This is a genomic window from Plantactinospora sonchi (assembly GCF_036422035.1).
Taxonomy (GTDB): Bacteria; Actinomycetota; Actinomycetes; order Mycobacteriales; family Micromonosporaceae; genus Plantactinospora; species Plantactinospora sonchi.
The window spans coordinates 328,589-345,887 of record NZ_JAZGQK010000001.1; the positions used below are offsets into that span (position 1 = coordinate 328,589).

Sequence of the window (17,299 nt, forward strand, 5' to 3'; positions counted from 1 at the left end):
CGCGACCCGGTCGTCCCCTGCGGACATGCTGGCCTCCGCGACCCGGTCGTCCCCTGCGGACATCCTGGGCCACGGCCGCCGGTGACCGCAGTGGTCCGGGCTCCCGGCGCGGCCGCGACCCGACCGGGTCGGTTGTCGGGTAGTGGACCCGCTGTCGCCGGCGCCGGATTTACGGCTTATCCTGCGGGCCGCAACGACCCGTGGAAGGCAGGGAGCCGGTGGCCGTCGTCGAGAGCCGGGTGAGCGTCTGGGAGGCGTTGGCTGGTCGCGCCCCTGGGCAGCCGCTGGGTCCGGCCGAGCCCGGGGTGTGGTCCGCCGTCGTGGACCGGCTCAACCCGGCCCGGGCCCGACCCGTACTCCGGCCCGGTATCGAGTGCGCCGAGCTGGTCTCGGCACGCGACGTGCCGTACGTGATGCTCCGCTCGCCGGACTCCGGCGGCGATGCCCGGTACCTGCGGCTGTCACCGGAGGAGTGGCAGCTGGCCCAGCTCATGGACGGCTCACGTACGGTGGCCCGGCTGGTCGCCGAGTTCGCCCGGATCGCCGGTCGACTGGCGCCGGAGCAGGTCACCCGGGTCGTGGCCGACCTGGCCGGCAACCGGATGCTGGCCGAGCTGCCGGTGGACGCGTTCCGCCCGCTGGACCGGGTACGCCGGCGGCCGTGGCCGCTGCGGCTGGGACGGGGCCTGCTCGCCGCCGCCCGGGGCCGGCGGAGCGTGGTCGTCGACGTCGACCCGCTGATCGGGTTCCTGTACCGGGCCGGTGGCCGGCTGCTCTTCACCCGGGTCGCCGCCGCCCTGCTCGGCCTGGTGGCGCTCGCCGGGATGGCCCTCTTCGGCTGGACGTGGTGGGCCGGGGAACAGTCGCTGTTTCTCACCGAAGGTTCGTACGCGGCCGGCGCGGCGGTGCTGCTCGGGCTCAACATTCTCGCGTTGGCCTGCCACGAGCTGGGTCACGCCCTGGCCACCCGGCACGCCGGTCGGCGGGTGCCGGCCGCCGGCTTCCTGGTCTACTTCGGCATCCCGTCGGTCTTCGTCGACACCACGGACGTGTGGATGGCGGGCCGCCGGGCCAGGATCCTCACCACCGCGTCCGGACCGGCCGCCGGCCTGGTTCTCGCCGGCCTGGCCCAGCTCGTCGGCCTGCTGGTGCCGGAAGCCGCGCCGTGGACGTTCAAGCTCGCCTTCGCCTGGTACCTGAACGCGCTGTTCAACCTCAACCCGTTCCTGGCGTTGGACGGCTACTACCTGCTGATGGACTGGCTGGAGATCCCGAACCTGCGGGCGCGTGGGCTGGCGTTCGTCCTGTCCCGGCTGCGTCGTCGCCCGCCCTCGTGGGCGCAGCTCGACCGGGAGGGCCGGATCGTCGCCCTGTACGGCGGGGTGGCGGTCTGCTGGCTGGTGATCGCGGTCAACCTCGGTTGGCGGATCTGGACCGACCGGGTCGCCGGGTTGACCCTCGGGCTGTGGCGTTCCGGCTGGCCGGCCCGGCTGCTGCTGGTCGTGGTCGTCGCCGGGCTGGCAGCGCCGCTGGTCTACCTGGTGGCCGGCTGGCTCGCCCGGCAGGTGCGCCGGGCCCGGGCCCGGTGGGCCGAACGGCGCCGCCGGGCCGACCTGCCCCGGCGGCTCGCGGCGCTGCGCCGCTCGCCGCTCGGCCGGCTGCCCACCCCGGCGCTGGCCGGGCTGGCGGCCCAGGCCGGCTGGGTACGACCACGACCGGGTCAGCAGTTCGGCTTCGCCGGTGCCGCCCAGTCGTTCGTGCACGTGGTCGTGGACGGCACGGTGGAGGGTCGGCGGCCGGGTGACCCGGGTGGACTGGTCCGGCAGCGTCTCGGCCCGGGTGGCATGGTCGGGCTGGCGAACGCCCTCACCGGAAGCCCGGCCGGCCTGGACTGGCACAGCGCCGGCAGTGACCTGCTCGCCCTGCCCGCGTCGGCGGTGGTCGCCGCCGTGGGCCCGCTGCCCGGCCCGCCGCCGGGTGACCGGGTCGCTGCGGAGGCGCTCTTCGGCGAGGCCCCGGCGTTGCGCGGAATCACCGCCGAGGACCGGCTCGGCCTGGTCTCCGGTGCCCGGGTCGCCACGGTCGACCCCGGCGACCCGGTGAGCCTGCTGACCCCGCACGAGGCCGTCGTGGTGGAGTCCGGCGTGGTGGAACTTCCCGACGGTACGCAACTGCGCCGGGGTACGGTGATCGGCCCGTCCGGTGAGGGTGAACCGGGTACGGTGGCGACCGCCCGTACCCCGGTCCGGATCTGGACCGTACCGGCGGTGTCCGGCCTGTCGCTGATGCTCGGCGCACCCGCGGCGGCGGCCGGACCGCCGACCCTGACCGCGGCGGCGGCCGGCGCTGGCGGCGCGGCACCCCGGGTGGGCGTCCACCCGGGAGCCGACTATCCGCCGCTGCTCGCACCGCCCGGGCCGCCACCACCGGAGGCCGACCACGACGTGGACCGACGGTTCGAGCGGAAACTGTGGTGGCTGCTCCTGTTCTTCCTGCTGCTGGCCCTGCTGTCCAGCGCGGCCAACCTGGTGCCCGGGCCGGCCTGGGCGGAGATGCCCGACGACCGCGCCCTGTTGGCGGTGCAGCACGGCCGGATCGAGGCCGTGGTGGGCGGTCGGAGCGTCACCCTGACCGAGGGCGGCCGGGTCTACGTCCGGGACGGCGACCAGATCCAGGTCGCCAACCGCTCCCAGGGCAGCCTCACCTTCCGGGGCGGTGCGACGGCGCTGCTCTGCGCCGGTGCCCGGACCGGAGTCGGTCCACTCTGGAGCGACGGGGTCCGGCCGGTCACACCGCACGGCCGGCTCACCCTCGACGCCGGCCGGGTACTGGCCGACACCGGCAGCCCCAGCGCCGCGTTCGCGCCCCTCGCCCTCGCCGTCGACCGGACCGCCGGCGGGATCGTCAGCCGGGGCGCCGCCCGGTACGCGGCCTGGGCACGCGGCATCGAGGTCTCGTCCGGCGAGGTGCGGGTCTCCGGCGTACGTCAGGAGGGCAGCGGCCGGAGGCTCGACTGTGGCGGTGGCACGCCGCCGGACGGGACGGAGCCGGTCCGGCCGGTCACGCCCGACGAGCCGGTGCCGACCGGGCTGGCGACTCCGTCCCCGTCCCCGACGCCGTCGGTCACCCCGTCGGCGACCCCGTCCCCGTCCCCGACACCGTCGGTCACCCCGTCGGCCACCGAATCGCCCCGTACCCCGGCGACCAGTGCTGCACCCGGCACCCCGCCCCGGACGACCGCCCCCCAGACCACGCCATCGACCAGCCCGCCCCGGGACACCACCGATCCGACCATCTCCGGCCTCTCCGTCAATCCGGCCAGCATCTCCCGGCCGTCCTGTGGTCCGGACGGTACGGCTGTCGTGAGTGGACGCGTCGCGGACAACGTCACCCCGGCCGGCGAGATCGAGGTGTCCGGAACATGGGCCCTCGGGCAGGCGGGCGGAGCCGTCGCGGTCAACCGCTCCGGAGCGTCGTTCGACGGAGACCTTGTGGTGCCGTACAGCCGCGACAACAGCGACGGTGGCACGATCACGGTCACCATCAGCGCGGTCGACGCCGCCGGCAACACGGCCAGTGCGACGGTGACCGCCGTGCTCGAACCGTGTGGTACACCCGTACCCCAGTGAGGAGTTGTCGTGCTCTGTTGGTTCTGTCCGAAGGCGGCGCGGGGTGGGTGCCGGTTCTGCGGTCGCGGCGTCTGCGAGGACCACGCCCGGTTCGGTCCGTACCTGCTTCAGGTGCACCGCTCGGAGGCACGGGGTCGGGCCGAGGGCCTGGTGGTCGAGGACGCCGTGCAGTGCGGCACCTGCCGGCCCCGGCCCCAGCCGGTGCCGATGCCCGAGCTGGACTGAGCGACCCGGTCGGTCGACGCCGTGTCCGCCGTGGCGGGTTCCGGACGTGCCGAGGGTCGGAGGTGGCGGACCGGGGTTAGCGTGGGACGGGTTGATGCCGGGAGGTGGCCACGGTGAGTGACTTCGACGTCGTACTGGAACGGCTCCTCTCCGATCCGATGTTCGCCGCCGCGCTCTCCGCCGAACCGGACGCCGCCCTCGCCGGCTACCGGCTCGACGCCGACGAGGTGGCCCTGCTCCAGCTCCAGTTCGGTACCGACCCGGGCGGACAGCACGAGGTCGAGAGCCGGACCAACCAGTCGAGCCTGTTCGGCATGTTCACCCCGCTGGTCGGCTTCGCCGGGGCGGTGTCGGTGGTCGACGACCTCCACGCCTCCGGGCCGGGCCGGGCCGATCCGGCGCCGCCCGAGGTCCCGGCCACGGTCCCGGTGGCCGGTACGCCGGTCGGTGGGCTGGCCGGTCTCGGTGACGAGATCGGTCGCTCGATCGAGTCGGCGACCGACGCCGCCCTGGCCGATCCCGCCGGTGGTCTGGCCGGCGCGGTCACCGGTGCGGCCGGCGCCGAAACGGGATTCGGCAGCGCCGGTCCCGCGCCGGTCGGGTCGGCCGATCCGGCGTCCGGGACCTGCCTCGGCGCCGGGCAGCCTTCCGCCGTGGTCGGCTTCGGGTCGGCCGAGCCTCCGGCCGTGGCTGGTTTCGGAGTGGCCGAGCCTCCGGCGGTGGTCGGCTTCGGAGTGGTCGAGCCTCCGGCCGTCGTCGGCTCCGGGGGCGCCGAGCCGACAGCTCAGGCGGGTTTCGGCAGCGCATCCCCGCCGGACATGCCGGCGCCGTCCGTCGACGCGCCGGCCGTACCCGAGGGCTACCGCACCCGGGTGGACGTCGACGGCGACGGGGAGTGGGACCGGCACAGCCTGCGGGGGCGGGCTGACGGCGGGGTCGACATCCTGGTCGACGCCGACCGGGACGGCCGTACCGACTTCGTCGGGCACGACCTGGACGCTGACGGGCTGGTCGACATCAGCGAGTACGACCGGGACCGCGACGGATTCTTCGAGGATCGGATGTACGACGACGACGGCGACGGCTGGATGGACCGTGTGGTGCGGGCCGAGCCGCCGTCCGACTCCGGGTCGTGAGCCGGCTGTCCGACTCCGGGTCGTGAGCCGCCGCACCCGCGATCCGGCACGCGGCACGGCGTTCCATCGATCGGCATGGCATCATGCCGTCCGGCGCACCGTACGTGGCCGCCCGGCGCAGCGGGACTGGCGCATGGACCGCTGGCCCGGCGAGGATGGCGACAGGAGGTGGTCGCCGTGGTAAGTATCGCCACCGACCAGTTGACGAAGATATTTCCCGACGGCACCGTCGCGGTCGACAGGGTGAGCATCGAGGTCGGCTCCGGCGAGTTCGTCGTACTGGTCGGTCCGACGGGTTGCGGCAAGTCGACGATCCTGCGCCTGGTCGCCGGGCTGGACGAGCCGACCAGCGGGCGCGTCCTGATCGACGGTCGGCCGGTGGAGCCGGGCGCCGGCCCGGACCGTCGGTTGTCGATGGTCTTCCAGGATTACGCCCTCTATCCGCATCTGACGGTGGCCCAGAACATCGGATTTCCGCTCACCACCGGCGGGGAGTCCCCGGTCGATCCCGCCCGTCGGGTGGCCGAGGTCGCCGCGCAGCTCGGCATCACCGAACTGCTGCACCGCCGGCCCCGCCAACTGTCCGGCGGGCAGCGCCAGCGGGTGGCGATGGGCCGGGCCATCGTCGGCGACTCGCAGGCGTTCCTGCTCGACGAGCCTCTGTCCAACGTGGACGCCGGATTGCGGGCCGAGTTGCGCGCCGAGGTGGCGGCGCTGGCCCGGCGGCTGGAGCTCACCACCCTGTACGTCACCCACGACCAGGTCGAGGCGATGACCATGGCGGACCGGGTCGCGGTACTGCGTCGGGGTGTGCTCCAGCAGGTCGGCCCGCCGGACGAGGTGTACCGCGACCCGCACACCCTGTTCGTCGCGGCCTTCCTCGGTACGCCCCGGGCGAATCTGCTGCAGGCCGCCGTCTACGCCACCGACGAGACGGTCGTACTCGATCTCGGATCCCAACTGCTCGAACTCCCGCCTGACGATCCCCGGGTACCGGCCCTGCGGAGCCGACACACCGCACGGGTGACCGTGGCGCTGCGGGCCGACGCCCTGACCCCGGTCCCGCCCGGTACGGCGAGTGGTACGCCGGTGGTGCGGGGGACCGTCCGCTTCGTCGAGAACCTTGGGCACCAGGTGTTGGTGCACGTGACGACCGGTACGGTGCCGACCTCGAACAGTCAGGCCCGGTTGGAACACCCCGACCCCGACCAGCCCCTCTCCTCGGTGCTCGCCGACGAGTTGCCGTCCGGGCATCCGGTCCGGGACCGACTGACCAGGATGATTCCCCACCAACGCGCCGCGCCGCAGCCGGCGACGGCCCGCACCGAGTACGGCTTCTATCCCGTCTACGACCCGGAACTCGGTGGTGAACCACCGGTCGCCGGCGAGCTGGTGGTCCGGATGCCGGCCGCGGTCCTGCCCCGGCGCGGCGAGCCGGTCAGCCTCGCCGTCGACCTCGATCAGCTGCTGCTGTTCGACGCGGCGGGCGACCGGATCCGTCTGGACTGAGCGTCGGCCGCTGCCGGGCGACCGGATCCGTCGGGACGGGGCGTCGGCCCGTGCTGCGGGCGACCGGATCCGTCGGGACGGGGCGTCGGCCCGTGCTGCGGGCGGGTTCCGCCAGGCACGGGTCGGCCGCCGTCGGGATGACACGGGCAACTGACCCGCCGCGTTCAGTCCTGCTCGGTCGTGAGCTGGGCGCGGGCCCGCATCAGCGCGAAGCCGAGCAGGTTCAGGCCCCGCCAGCGGGCGGGGTCCCCGGCCCGCGGGTCGTCGGCGGCGAGACCGATGCCCCAGATCCGGTCGATCGGGCTGGCCTCCACCAGCACCCGCTCGCGGGTACCGAGCAGATAGGCCCGCAGCTCGGGGTGCTGACCGAACTTCGCCAGGTTGCCGGCGACCACCAGGTCGAACCGGTGGGCGTCCCAGACCGCCTGTTCGAAACCTCGTACCCGCTGCCCGAGGGCCTTGGCCGCGCCCGGGGTCGGTGCGGTCAGTACCTGCCGTGCGATCGGCTCGTCACCGAAGAGCCGGGCCTTCCCGGCCATCATGTAGTGCTCGGCGGTGGCGTACCGGACGCCGTCCACAGTGAACGGGGACGGCCACCACTGGCTGAGGCAGCCGGCTCCGACGCCGCCGTCGCGCCCTGGCTGGTGTCCCCAGAAGAAGACGTACCTGATCGGTGTGCCGTCGGCGACCAGTCTCCGGAGTTCCTCGACATCGGTGGGCAGGGCAGCGGCGGTGGACATGTCGGACAGGGTGGCACACCCTGCCGGGCGCCGGCCACGCGACAAGACCGGCACCCGGCGTACGGGTCACGCCGCCCCGGCCAGCTGCACCAGGGCGTCGTCGAGGAGTCGGGCGTACTCGGGGGTGATCGACCCTTCGTCGCGTCGCACCGCGACCTTGTCGCGCAGCAGGGTCACCTGCCCCGGCAGGTCGGTCGGCTCGGCCCGGAGGTTGCGCAGGTGGTTGCGGAGGTCCACGCCGGCGTGGTCGCGGATCGCACTCGCCGCCAGACCCTCGGTGACGATCCGGTCCAGGCTGGCCATCACCTCGTTCACCGACGTCGTGGCGCCCGGACGTCGCACGGTTGCCGTGGCCGGCGCGGTGGCCGTGGCCCTGGCCGTGGTCGGTGTCGGTGCCGCCGCCGGACCGTCGGAGGGTACGCGCGCCGTCGGCGTCCCGCCCGGTCCGGTGCTGCTCGCCCCGCCGGTGCCGAGACCACCGCTTGGCGTGCCACCCGGCCCGGCACCCAGGGTGGCGGTCACGATCACGACAGCGGTGAGCACGACCAGTGCCGCCGCGGCGACGACCAGCACCCGGCCGGGATGCGACGGCTGGTGGCTCGGACCCGACGCTCCGGACTCTCCGGCCGCCGGGTCACCCGGTCCGCCACCCGGCGGCGAATCGAACCGTGCGGACGGTCCCGGCGGCGGGTCGGACGGCGGCACGGAACCGGGCGGCTCCAGCCGGGTCATCGGCGGGACGACGGGCGTTGACGGACCGGCCGCCACCGACAGACCGGCCGGCGCCGGCGAGACGGCGTCCGACGGTGGGACAACCGGCGCCGACGGGCCGGTGGACACCCGTGTCCCGGGCGCGGCCCGGCCGGTCACCGGCCCGGCCCGGTCGACCGGAGCACGGTGCGGACCGGCGTCGCGCAGCTGACCACGGAGCGTCTCACCGACCTGCGCGGCGGTCGGGCGGGCAGCCGGGTCGCGGGCCAGGCACCGCAGACAGACGTCCGCCACCGCGGCCGGCACGTCCGGTACGCCGTCGAGCGTCGGTTCGGCCCCGGACTCCAGCGCCCGGGTCAGCTCCTCCCAGGTCTCGGCCGGAAACGGCACCCGGCCGGTCAGCGTCTCGTGGAGCAGCACACCCAGCGAGTACGTGTCGGTCGCCGGCTGGGCCGGCAACCCGTCCAGCCGCTCCGGGGCGACGTACGCCGGGGTGCCGAACGTCTCGCCGTCCTCGTCCTCGTCCGGGGCGCCCACGTGGGTGGCGATACCGAAGTCGAGCACCTTGGCGCCGGTCGCGGTCATCATGATGTTGGCCGGGGTGATGTCCCGGTGCACGATGCCCAGCCGGTGTGCCGCGGCCAGCGCCTCGGCCACCTGGGCACAGATCTCCACCGCCGTCGGCCAGGGCAGCGCGCCAGCGGTGAGTTGTGCCTTCAACTCCTCGCCGGTGAGCAGTTCCATCACCACGAACGCGGTGAGTTCACCGTCCGGGCCGAGGGCCTCGCCGTAGTCGTGCACGGCGGTGACATGCGGATGGACGAGTTGTGCGGCGGCCCGGGCCTCGTCCCGGACCATCTCCCGGAACTTCGTGTCGGCGGCGAGTGACGCGGCGAGCACCTTCACCGCCACCACCCGGTCGAGCACCTCGTCCCGGGCCCGCCAGATCACCGACATGCCGCCGGCACCGATCCTGTCGATAAGACGATATCTCCGGGCGAGCAGGCCGCCCGCCTGCAACGCTGCCATCGTTCGTCGCACCTGCCTGGAAGAGTTGGGGGATTACATCAGGCCGTGTGGGGGGTCGTACCAGGCTGCGTGACATAGATACTCCTGTCAACGACGGCGCCCGGGGCGGGGCCGGGGTGACCTGTGACCGGATCACGCCCGACCGCCCGGAGCAGGCCAACCGGCCCCACCCCACCACCCACGGCCCACCGCCGCCGACCGCGTCCCAGGTGGCCCGATCCTGTCCGTGGGGACCGCTGGCGCGGCCGGGTGGGCAGCCCGTGCCAGGATGAATGACATGGTCAGGGGTCCGGTGGCGTTCGTGCTCGGCGGCGGTGGAGTTCTCGGCGCCGTCGAGGTCGGCATGCTGCGGGCACTGTTCCGGGCCGGCATCCAACCCGATCTGGTGCTCGGTACGTCCATCGGCGCGGTCAACGGCGCGCTGGTGGCCGCCGACCCGAGCGAGGCGGTCACCAACCGGCTCGTCCGGCTCTGGGCGTCGCCGGAGGCGGCCGAGGTCTACGGCGACTCGATCGCCCGGCAACTGCGCCGGTTCGCCGCCCGTACCCATCTGCACTCGCCACGCCCGCTGCGTCGGCTGCTCGAAACCGAACTCGGCGAACACACCACCTTCGCCGACCTCAAGGTGCCGTTCCGGTGCTGTGCGGCCAGCATCGAACGCGCCGCCGAACACTGGTTCACCAGCGGCCCGCTGGTGCCCGCGGTGCTCGCCTCCGCCTCGGTACCCGGCCTGCTGCCCCCGGCCCGGATCAACGACGAGCACTACGTCGACGGCGGGATCGTCAACTCGATCCCGATCGGCGAGGCGGTGCACGTCGGCGCCAAGCAGATCTTCGTACTCCAGGTGGGGCGGATCGAGCGTCCGCTGAGCCCGCCGCGACGCCCCTGGGAGATCGCCCAGGTGGCGTTCGAGATCGCCCGACGGCACCGGTTCGCCCGGGAGATGTCGGCGCTCCCCGACGACGTGGACGTGCACGTGCTGCCGACCGGCGGACTCGGACCCCGGGACGACACCCCGTGGGCGTACCGGGACATGGCGGCGGTCGGGCGACGGATCAGCCGTGCCTACACGGCGTCCCGCCGCTATCTCACCGAACACGTGGACCTCGACTGATGCCGTTGCCACCGAGGTGGGTCCGGCGGCTCCTGCTCGCCCCGGGCACGGTGCTGCTCGCCGTACTGGTGGTGAGTCTGCTGCCGGTGTGGCTGATCATCGCGGCGGCGGCCTCGCCGCTGGTGCCCGGCTACCTCCGCCCGTTGCGGCTGCTCTGGCTCGGCATCGTCTACCTGTGCTGGGACGCCGCCGCGCTGGTCGCCCTCTTCGGGCTCTGGGTCGGCTCCGGGTTCGGCTGGCGTGGCCGGTCCCCGTCGTTCCAGCGGGCCCACTACCTCCTGGCCGGGTGGTTCCTCACCTTCCTGTTCTGGCAGGCCCGGTGGACCCTGCGGCTGAGCATCGACGTGGTCGGCACCGATCCCGACACCGCCCTGCCCGGCCGTCCCGAACTGGTGCTCTGCCGGCACGCCGGCCCCGGCGACTCCTTCATCCTGATCCACGCGCTGGTGAACTGGTTCAAGCGGGAGCCGAGGATCGTCCTGAAGGACACCCTGCAGTGGGATCCGGCGGTGGACGTGCTGCTCAACCGGCTGCCCAACCGGTTCATCACGGCACGGGAGCGACGGGCCCGACGGCTCGGCCGAACCGAACGACCCGGCGCCCCCCGGGAGTCCCTGGTCGAGCAGATCGGGCACCTCGCCCAGGGTCTCGACGAGAACGACGCCTTCGTGATCTTCCCCGAGGGTGGCAATTTCACGCCCCGGCGTCGGCTCCGCGCGATCGACCTGCTGCGTTCCCGGGGTCTGGAGAAGATGGCGGAGCGGGCCGAGGCGATGCGGCACGTGCTCGCCCCGCAACCGGGTGGCGTACTGGCCGCCCTGGACGCCGCACCGGGAGCCGGCGTCGTTTTTGTCGCGCACACCGGGCTGGACCGGATGGTCACCGTCACCGACGTGTGGCGGGAACTGCCGATGGACAAGCGGATCGTGATGCGGTTCTGGTCCGTACCGCCGGAGGACGTGCCGACCGGGCGGCAGGAACGCATCGACTGGCTCTTCGACTGGTGGGCGCGGATCGACGCGTGGATCGACGCGCACCGCGCGGACACGGATCCACAGTAGGGTGCCCGGCGTGGACCAGATCTGCGTCGTGACGACGGTGGTGGATGCCCGGGCGGTCGCGGACGTACTCGCCGCCGCGGCGGTCGCCAGTCGGCTCGCGGCCTCCGCCCAGGTGACCGGACCGGTGGAGAGCACCTACTGGTGGGAGTCACGGCTGGAGACGACCCGGGAGTGGACGGTGCGGTTCAAGACCGCACCGGACCGGGTCGAGGCCCTCGTCGACCAGGTGCGGGCCGCCCACCCGTACGAGATACCGGAGATCCTGGTGAGCTGGGTCGAGGGCGGCAACCCGGACCACACCGCCTGGCTGCACGAACAGACCCGGCCGTAGCGGAGCCGAGGGTCCGGAGCGGCTCCACACCGCGTCCGGGTACCTGCCCGGGATAGGTACGCGCACTCTGTGTACCGCCGCCGGGCCGTCGGAGCATGACGGCATGACCGAAGGCGTGCACGCGTACCCCTGCCCGCTGTGCGGGGCCGGAGCCAACCTGGCGACCGGATGCCCGGGCTGCGGTCGGGGACCCGACCCGGCCGCGGCCGAGGTGATCCGGCTCGACGCGGAGATCGCCGCGCTGACCGTCCGGGTGGCCCAGGCCAGGGAGACGTACCACACGCTCGACACCACACTCCGGCAGACCCGGCAGCGCCGGGACACGCTCGCCGGGCAGGTCCGTAGCGCTGTCCTGGTCGCGCTGCGGGCCGCCAGCCAGCCCGGTCCGCCGGCGCAGCCGGTTCCGACGCCGACGGGCACCGCGTCCACCGGCGGTCCGGCCGCGTTCAGCGGGGGCGGCCGGGCCGCCGACGTGGTCCCGGCACCGGTACGCCGAGAAGCCTCCACCCGGACCGTGCAGAACGTGCTCTTCATCCTCGGCGGCCTGCTGGTCGGAGCGGCCGCGATCGTCTTCACCGTGGTCGCCTGGGCCACCGTCGGCATCGCCGGACGGGCCGCGATCCTCGCCGGGCTGACCGGGCTGGCGCTGGCCGCGCCGATCCTGGCCCGGCGCCGGGGACTGACCGCCACCGCCGAGACCTTCGCGGCGATCGGCCTGCTGCTGGTGCTGCTCGACGGGTACGCCGTCTGGGCCGTCAACCTGTTCGGGGTGGCCGGGTTGCCCGGGGCCCGCTATGCCGCGTTGGTCACGGGGGTCAGCGCGGTCGTGGCGGCCGGCTACCGGCGGCTGACCGGGTTGACCGCACCGTGGTTCGCCGGGCTGCTGCTGGTCCAGCCGGTGGCACCGCTACTGGCGTTCGACGCCCGGGTCGGCGCGACCGGCTGGACGCTGGCGTGCGCCGCACCGGCGGCGGTCAACCTTCTCCTGACCCGGGGGCGGGATGGCGACGGACCGGCGGGCCTCGACCTGGCCCGTCGGTCCGTCGCGTGGTTCGGCTACGGGTTCGCGGTGCTCGCCTCGGCGTGCTGCGCGCTGCTGGCCCTGGCGCTCACCGACGGCCCGGGTGCCGTCTTCGCCGGTGTTCCGCTGCTGGTGCCGCCACTGCTGCTGATCGCCGGCGCGGTACTGACCCGGCACCACGGGTTCGGGGCGGCCGCCGGTGGACTGTTCGTGGTGGCGCTCGGCGGTGCCCTGGTCCGGGCGGTGGTGGAACTCGACGGACCGGGGCTGGTCGGCCCGGCGGTCGTCTTCGCCCTGCTCGCCGGCGGGGTGCTGGCCGCCGCCCGGTTGCTGCCGTCCGGGGTACGCCCCGGCCCGTACGCCGGCAGTCTGGTCCTGGTGGCGGCGCTGGCCGTCCTGGCCGGGGGAATGGCGCTGGTGACGGCGCTCGCCACCGCGGTGCAGTCGCAGCCGTTCGGGCAGGCCGACCTGAGCACCGAAACCGGCCCGTTCGACTGGCAGTTGCCGGTGGCGCTGCCGATCCTGGCCGGCACGCTCGTGCTCCTGCTGCCGGCCCGGGGACGGTGGCCGGCCGCGCTGGCCGGCGGGGTGCTGACGGTGCTGGCGCTGCCGACGGCGGTGCCGCTGCCCTGGTGGGCGATCGCGCTGCTGAGTCTCGGCACGGCGGCGGCACTGGCCGTCGGCGCGGTCCGACCCGACCGGCCGGGATGGGTGGTCGGCACGCTCTCCGGGGCCGCCGTCCCGCTCGCCGGACACGCCCTGCTGGTCGGCGGGGCCCGGCCGGCCGGCGCTGCCGGCGTTCTCGCCGGCATCGTGCTGACCGGGGCGGTTGTCGCGGTGACCGCCGCGCGGGGCCACTCCGACCAGGCCGGTCCGGCCCGCCTGGTCGGCGGGCTCGCGGTCGGGGTCGCCGTGCTGGGCACGCCGGGTGCGGTGGTCCTCGGCCTCTTCGCCGCCGACGTACCGCCGTGGTGGCAGGCCCGGGCGGCGCTCGCCGTCACGGTGCTGCTGACCGCCGGGGTGCTGCTGGCCGCCGTCCGGACGACCCGGGCACCCGTGGTCGCCGCGTCGCCCGGCACCGAGGACCGCAACAGTGCCGCCCGGGGTGCGGTCGGCGACTACCTGCGGTACGCGGGTGCGGCGTTGTCGCTGGTCGCACTGGTGGTCGGCTTCTCGCCGGCCCTGTCCGGAGTCGCCGAACCGGCCGGGATGTACGCCGCCGGGACGTTGCTGGCCAGCGTCGCCGTCGGGGCCGGGGTACGCCCGTCGTGGTGGCCGGTCAACCGGCTCGGGGCGGGTACCGATGGGGAGCGTCTTCCCGTCGTCGTGTTGTCGATGGCCTCGCTGGTGTCCATGCCGCTGCTGCTGCTCCGGGTCGTGGTCGCGGTGCTGCCGGCGGTCGTGGCGATCTTCCTGACGCCGTACGCCTGGCTGGGCCGGATCTGGTCGGGGCCGCCGGCCGGCGTCGGGCTGGGGCCGGACGACTGGCGCCCCGACGTACCGGCGGCGGTGGCGCTGTCGCTGCTCGCCGCGACGGCGGCGGTGGCCGGTTGGGCGTGGCGGGGTACCGCCCGGGCGGCGACGGTGGCCGCCGTACCGTTCCTGGCCGCCACGGTACTGACCGGGCTCGCCGCCGCCGGTGCGCGGTGGCCGACCGTGCCGGCGCTGGCCCTCGCCGGTGGACTGGCGGCGCTGCTCGGCTCGGCACTGTCCGCGACGGTCGGCCGGGCCGGCCGGGTGGTCGTGCCGCTGGGGGTGGCGCTCACCGGAGCGGGCCTCGCCGGGTTGCTGCCGACCCGGGCCGGCACGCTGGTCGGGCTGGCCCTGCTGGTCGCGGCCGGGCTGGTGGCCGGCATGGTCGGACGGGACCGGTACGTCCGGGTGTCGGGCTGGCTGGCCACGACCTCGGCGGCGGTGCTGCTGGCGGTGGCCGCCCCGCTCGCCGTGGACCAGCCGCTGCGGGTCGCCGCGCTGCTGGTGCTCGGCGTCGCGGCGGCGTCGCTGGCCGGCGGGGTCGTCCTGCGGGGGACGTCCCCGGCCACGACGGTGGTGCCGCCCGGCGCGACCCCGGCCGCCGGAGTCACACCGGTCGACGCCTCGCGGCGGGCCGAGGGGGTCGCCGCCGAGGCGGCAGGGCACGTCGCCGCGCTGGTCGCGCTGGTACTGACCGCCGGGGAGCTGCGGTACGCGGCCGCGGTCTGCACGCTGTGGGGAGTGGCGCTGGGCATAAGGGCGCTGCGTCCGGCGGAGCCGGGGCACCGGCGCTGGTCGTACGCCGCGACCGCCGGCGGCGCGGAGCTGGTCGGGATCTGGCTGCTGCTCGCCTCGGCCCAGGTGGCGTTGGTCGAGGCGTACACCCTGCCGGCGGCGGTGCTGGCGGTGCTGGTCGGGTGGCTGGCGGCGCGGGCCTGGCCGGGGCTGAACAGCTGGATCGGGTACGGCCCGGGGCTCGCCGCCGCACTGCTGCCGAGTCTGGTGTCGGTACTGGTCGCCGACGGGCAGCCGGAGCGTCGACTGCTGCTCGGCGCCGGTGCGCTGGTGACCGTGCTGATCGGCGCGCGGTGGCGGCTGCAGGCGCCGGTGGTGCTCGGCGGTGTGGTGCTGGCCGTGCAGGCCCTACGGGAGATGGTCGCCGTCTGGGACCGGCTGCCGCGTTGGATCTTCCTCGCCGTCGGCGGCTTCGCGCTGATCAGCCTGGCGATCACGTACGAGCGTCGGCGCCGGGACCTGCGGCGGCTGCGTAGCGCGGTCGGTCGGATGAGCTGACCGCGACGGCGGTGGCCGGTCCGGAAGGGGTGCTAGCCCTACCCCGGATACGGGGGTTTCCGGGGTTACTGGGTGCATCTGATCCGAGGAGGCTTATGGATATTGCCGTCCACCGGCGTGGTCGAAATGCACCTGATTGGAGATGAAACATGGCGATCAGCGCGCTGGCTGAGCCAGCCGTCCGACGTGGTAGCGACTACTCTCAGTTATCTCGTCGGATCAGCCAGGCCGGTCTGTTGGAACGGCGCACCGGCTGGTACGTCGCCCGGATCGCCCTGACAGTCGGGCTCTTCGTCGCCGGCTGGATCGCTTTCGCGGCGGTCGGCGACTCCTGGTGGCAGATGCTGGTCGCGGTCTTCCTGGCCTTCGCCACCACCCAGGTCGCGTTCCTCGGCCACGACGCCGGACACAAGCAGATGTTCCGGAACCGGCGGGCCAGCGAGATCGCCGGTCTGATCGCCGGCAACCTGGCGACCGGACTCAGCTACGGCTGGTGGATCGACAAGCACAACCGGCACCACGCCAACCCGAACCACGAGGACGAGGACCCCGACGTCGGGGCCGGTGCCCTGGTCTGGACGCACGAGCAGGCGCTGGGGACCCGGGGCTTCGGGCGGTGGATGGCGCGCCGGCAGGCGTACCTCTTCTTCCCGCTGCTGTTGCTGGAGGGGCTGAACCTGCACGTGTCGAGCATCCGGGCGCTGCGCGGTACGCCGATGCGGCACCGCCGGGTCGAGGCGCTGCTGCTCCTGGTGCACACCGCCGCCTACCTCGGAGTGCTTTTCACCGTGCTGTCCCCGGGCCGTGCGCTGCTGTTCATCGCCATCCACCAGGGGCTGTGGGGGCTCTACATGGGATGCTCGTTCGCGCCGAACCACAAGGGCATGCCGGTGGTGACCGCCGAGGACGAGCTCGACTTCCTGCGTAAGCAGGTACTGACCTCGCGCAACGTACGCGGCGGAGTGGTCGTCGACTTCCTGCTCGGCGGTCTCAACTACCAGATCGAGCACCACCTGTTTCCGAGCATGCCCCGGGTCAACCTCCGTCGGGCCCAGCCGATCGTCACCCGGTTCTGTGCCGAGCAGGGCATCCCGTACGAGGAGACCGGCCTGTTCGACTCCTACCGTCAGGCGCTCCGGCACCTGCACGAGGTGGGTGCGCCGTTGCGGGGCTCCGGCGACTGAGCGGACGCGGAAGACACGGAACCCGGCCGGGGACGGCGACCGTCCCGGGCCGGGTTCCTGGCGTACCAGTCAGGCGTTCATCAAACCGAGCAGCTCGTCCGGCATCTCCGTCACCTCGGACGGGTCCGGCGTCTTGATCTCCACGGGCTTGCCGAAGTTGTCGTAGGCGACCCGCATCTCGCCGAGCAGCGGCGACACACTCTTGGTGTTCACCGAGATCTCGGTGAGCCGGCCCTGCTCGTCGGTCCGCGCGGTGAACGGCACCGACGTGACCTTGTCACCGAACATCTTCATGGACTCCGCGTCGGCGGTCGGCGACTTGGTGAGGTCCATGGTGCCCTTGAAGCCGCGCTCACCGTCCCGGCTGACCTCGACGATGCCCTTGATGAGGTTGTTCGCCCCCATCGGGTCGTCCTTCGGCAGGACGTCCAGCCCGCTGCCTTCCTTGATCTTGGCGGCGTCGATCCGCAGCCAGTCCTTCGGCATCCCGGGGACCCCACCGAACTTCAGGAAGACATCCTCGTCGGCGGTGATGACCTGGTAGTCCATCGACTGGTCGCCGAGGCCGATCTCCATGGTGAGGTTGGCCTTCCGCGCGACCGGGTCGACCCCGCCGCTCGCGGTCATCACCGACATGTGCAGGCTGACGGTGAAACTCTGCTCGTTCAACTTCTTCACCGACGCCTCGAGTGCCTCGGCGGGGGTCTGCGCGGCGGCCGAGGTCTCCTGGACGCCACTCGCGACCGGACGCCCGGAGCCGCCCTGGGTGTTGCAGCCCGCGACGCCGACGCTGAGCGTGGCGACGAGAGCCAGGCCGGAAACTCCCAGCCGTCGAATCCTCAT

Annotated in this window: 12 protein-coding genes; 9 read left to right on the top strand and 3 right to left on the bottom strand. The window is 73.8% G+C overall.

All coding sequences use genetic code 11. The annotated features are described in order from the left end of the window. Window positions 1–218: 218 nt before the first annotated feature. From V1633_RS01510 to V1633_RS01525, 4 genes are all read left to right on the top strand, one after another. On the top strand, window positions 219–3,629 hold the full coding sequence (locus V1633_RS01510) for a cyclic nucleotide-binding protein (RefSeq protein WP_331212250.1): 3,411 nt from the start codon (window positions 219–221) through the stop codon (window positions 3,627–3,629). 9 nt (window positions 3,630–3,638) lie between these two features. After that, window positions 3,639–3,854, top strand: a complete 216-nt coding sequence (locus V1633_RS01515; protein ID WP_331212251.1) for a hypothetical protein — start codon at window positions 3,639–3,641, stop codon at window positions 3,852–3,854. Window positions 3,855–3,967: 113 nt separating this feature from the next. Next, entirely contained in the window at window positions 3,968–4,990 is a 1,023-nt protein-coding gene (locus tag V1633_RS01520; protein ID WP_331212252.1) for a hypothetical protein, read from the top strand. Between the two features lie 177 nt (window positions 4,991–5,167). After that, window positions 5,168–6,499 (top strand): ABC transporter ATP-binding protein, encoded by a 1,332-nt coding sequence (locus tag V1633_RS01525; protein WP_331212253.1) that lies wholly within the window; start codon window positions 5,168–5,170, stop codon window positions 6,497–6,499. A gap of 164 nt (window positions 6,500–6,663) precedes the next feature. On the opposite strand, the gene V1633_RS01530 is transcribed toward V1633_RS01525, so the two are convergent. Both V1633_RS01530 and V1633_RS01535 read right to left on the bottom strand, forming a co-directional pair. Then, window positions 6,664–7,239, bottom strand: coding sequence for an NADAR family protein (locus V1633_RS01530; RefSeq protein ID WP_331212254.1), 576 nt, complete (start codon window positions 7,237–7,239; stop codon window positions 6,664–6,666). Window positions 7,240–7,305: 66 nt separating this feature from the next. Further along, entirely contained in the window at window positions 7,306–8,979 is a 1,674-nt protein-coding gene (locus V1633_RS01535; protein WP_331212255.1) for a serine/threonine-protein kinase, read from the bottom strand. Window positions 8,980–9,256: 277 nt separating this feature from the next. On the opposite strand from V1633_RS01535, the gene V1633_RS01540 reads away from it, so the two are divergent. The 5 genes from V1633_RS01540 (at window position 9,257) to V1633_RS01560 (ending at window position 16,456) form a co-directional block, all read left to right on the top strand. After that, window positions 9,257–10,093: a patatin-like phospholipase family protein gene (locus tag V1633_RS01540; RefSeq protein ID WP_331212256.1), complete on the top strand. Its 837-nt coding sequence runs from the start codon at window positions 9,257–9,259 to the stop codon at window positions 10,091–10,093. Then, entirely contained in the window at window positions 10,093–11,154 is a 1,062-nt protein-coding gene (locus V1633_RS01545; protein ID WP_331212257.1) for a 1-acyl-sn-glycerol-3-phosphate acyltransferase, read from the top strand. The genes V1633_RS01540 and V1633_RS01545 overlap by 1 nt, the downstream gene beginning before the upstream one ends. A 10-nt stretch (window positions 11,155–11,164) precedes the next feature. Beyond that, window positions 11,165–11,485: a divalent-cation tolerance protein CutA gene (gene cutA / locus V1633_RS01550; protein ID WP_331212258.1), complete on the top strand. Its 321-nt coding sequence runs from the start codon at window positions 11,165–11,167 to the stop codon at window positions 11,483–11,485. A 103-nt stretch (window positions 11,486–11,588) separates the two neighbouring features. Beyond that, on the top strand, window positions 11,589–15,272 hold the full coding sequence (locus V1633_RS01555; RefSeq protein WP_331212259.1) for an SCO7613 C-terminal domain-containing membrane protein: 3,684 nt from the start codon (window positions 11,589–11,591) through the stop codon (window positions 15,270–15,272). A 149-nt stretch (window positions 15,273–15,421) separates the two neighbouring features. Next, window positions 15,422–16,456, top strand: a complete 1,035-nt coding sequence (locus tag V1633_RS01560; RefSeq protein ID WP_331212260.1) for a fatty acid desaturase family protein — start codon at window positions 15,422–15,424, stop codon at window positions 16,454–16,456. Window positions 16,457–16,525: 69 nt separating this feature from the next. Here V1633_RS01560 and V1633_RS01565 read toward each other — a convergent pair whose 3' ends face one another. Further along, a complete protein-coding gene (locus V1633_RS01565; protein ID WP_331212261.1) occupies window positions 16,526–17,299 on the bottom strand; it encodes a hypothetical protein in 774 nt (257 codons plus the stop codon).

Bases quoted from the DNA above. Each gene is read 5' to 3' on its own strand.
- V1633_RS01555 (WP_331212259.1), top strand. From the start codon at position 11,589: ATGACCGAAGGCGTGCACGCGTACCCCTGCCCGCTGTGCGGGGCCGGA.
- V1633_RS01545 (WP_331212257.1), top strand. From the start codon at position 10,093: ATGCCGTTGCCACCGAGGTGGGTCCGGCGGCTCCTGCTCGCCCCGGGC.
- V1633_RS01565 (WP_331212261.1), bottom strand. From the start codon at position 17,299: ATGAGGATTCGACGGCTGGGAGTTTCCGGCCTGGCTCTCGTCGCCACG.
- V1633_RS01535 (WP_331212255.1), bottom strand. From the start codon at position 8,979: ATGGCAGCGTTGCAGGCGGGCGGCCTGCTCGCCCGGAGATATCGTCTT.
- V1633_RS01560 (WP_331212260.1), top strand. From the start codon at position 15,422: ATGGCGATCAGCGCGCTGGCTGAGCCAGCCGTCCGACGTGGTAGCGAC.
- V1633_RS01530 (WP_331212254.1), bottom strand. From the start codon at position 7,239: ATGTCCACCGCCGCTGCCCTGCCCACCGATGTCGAGGAACTCCGGAGA.
- V1633_RS01540 (WP_331212256.1), top strand. From the start codon at position 9,257: ATGGTCAGGGGTCCGGTGGCGTTCGTGCTCGGCGGCGGTGGAGTTCTC.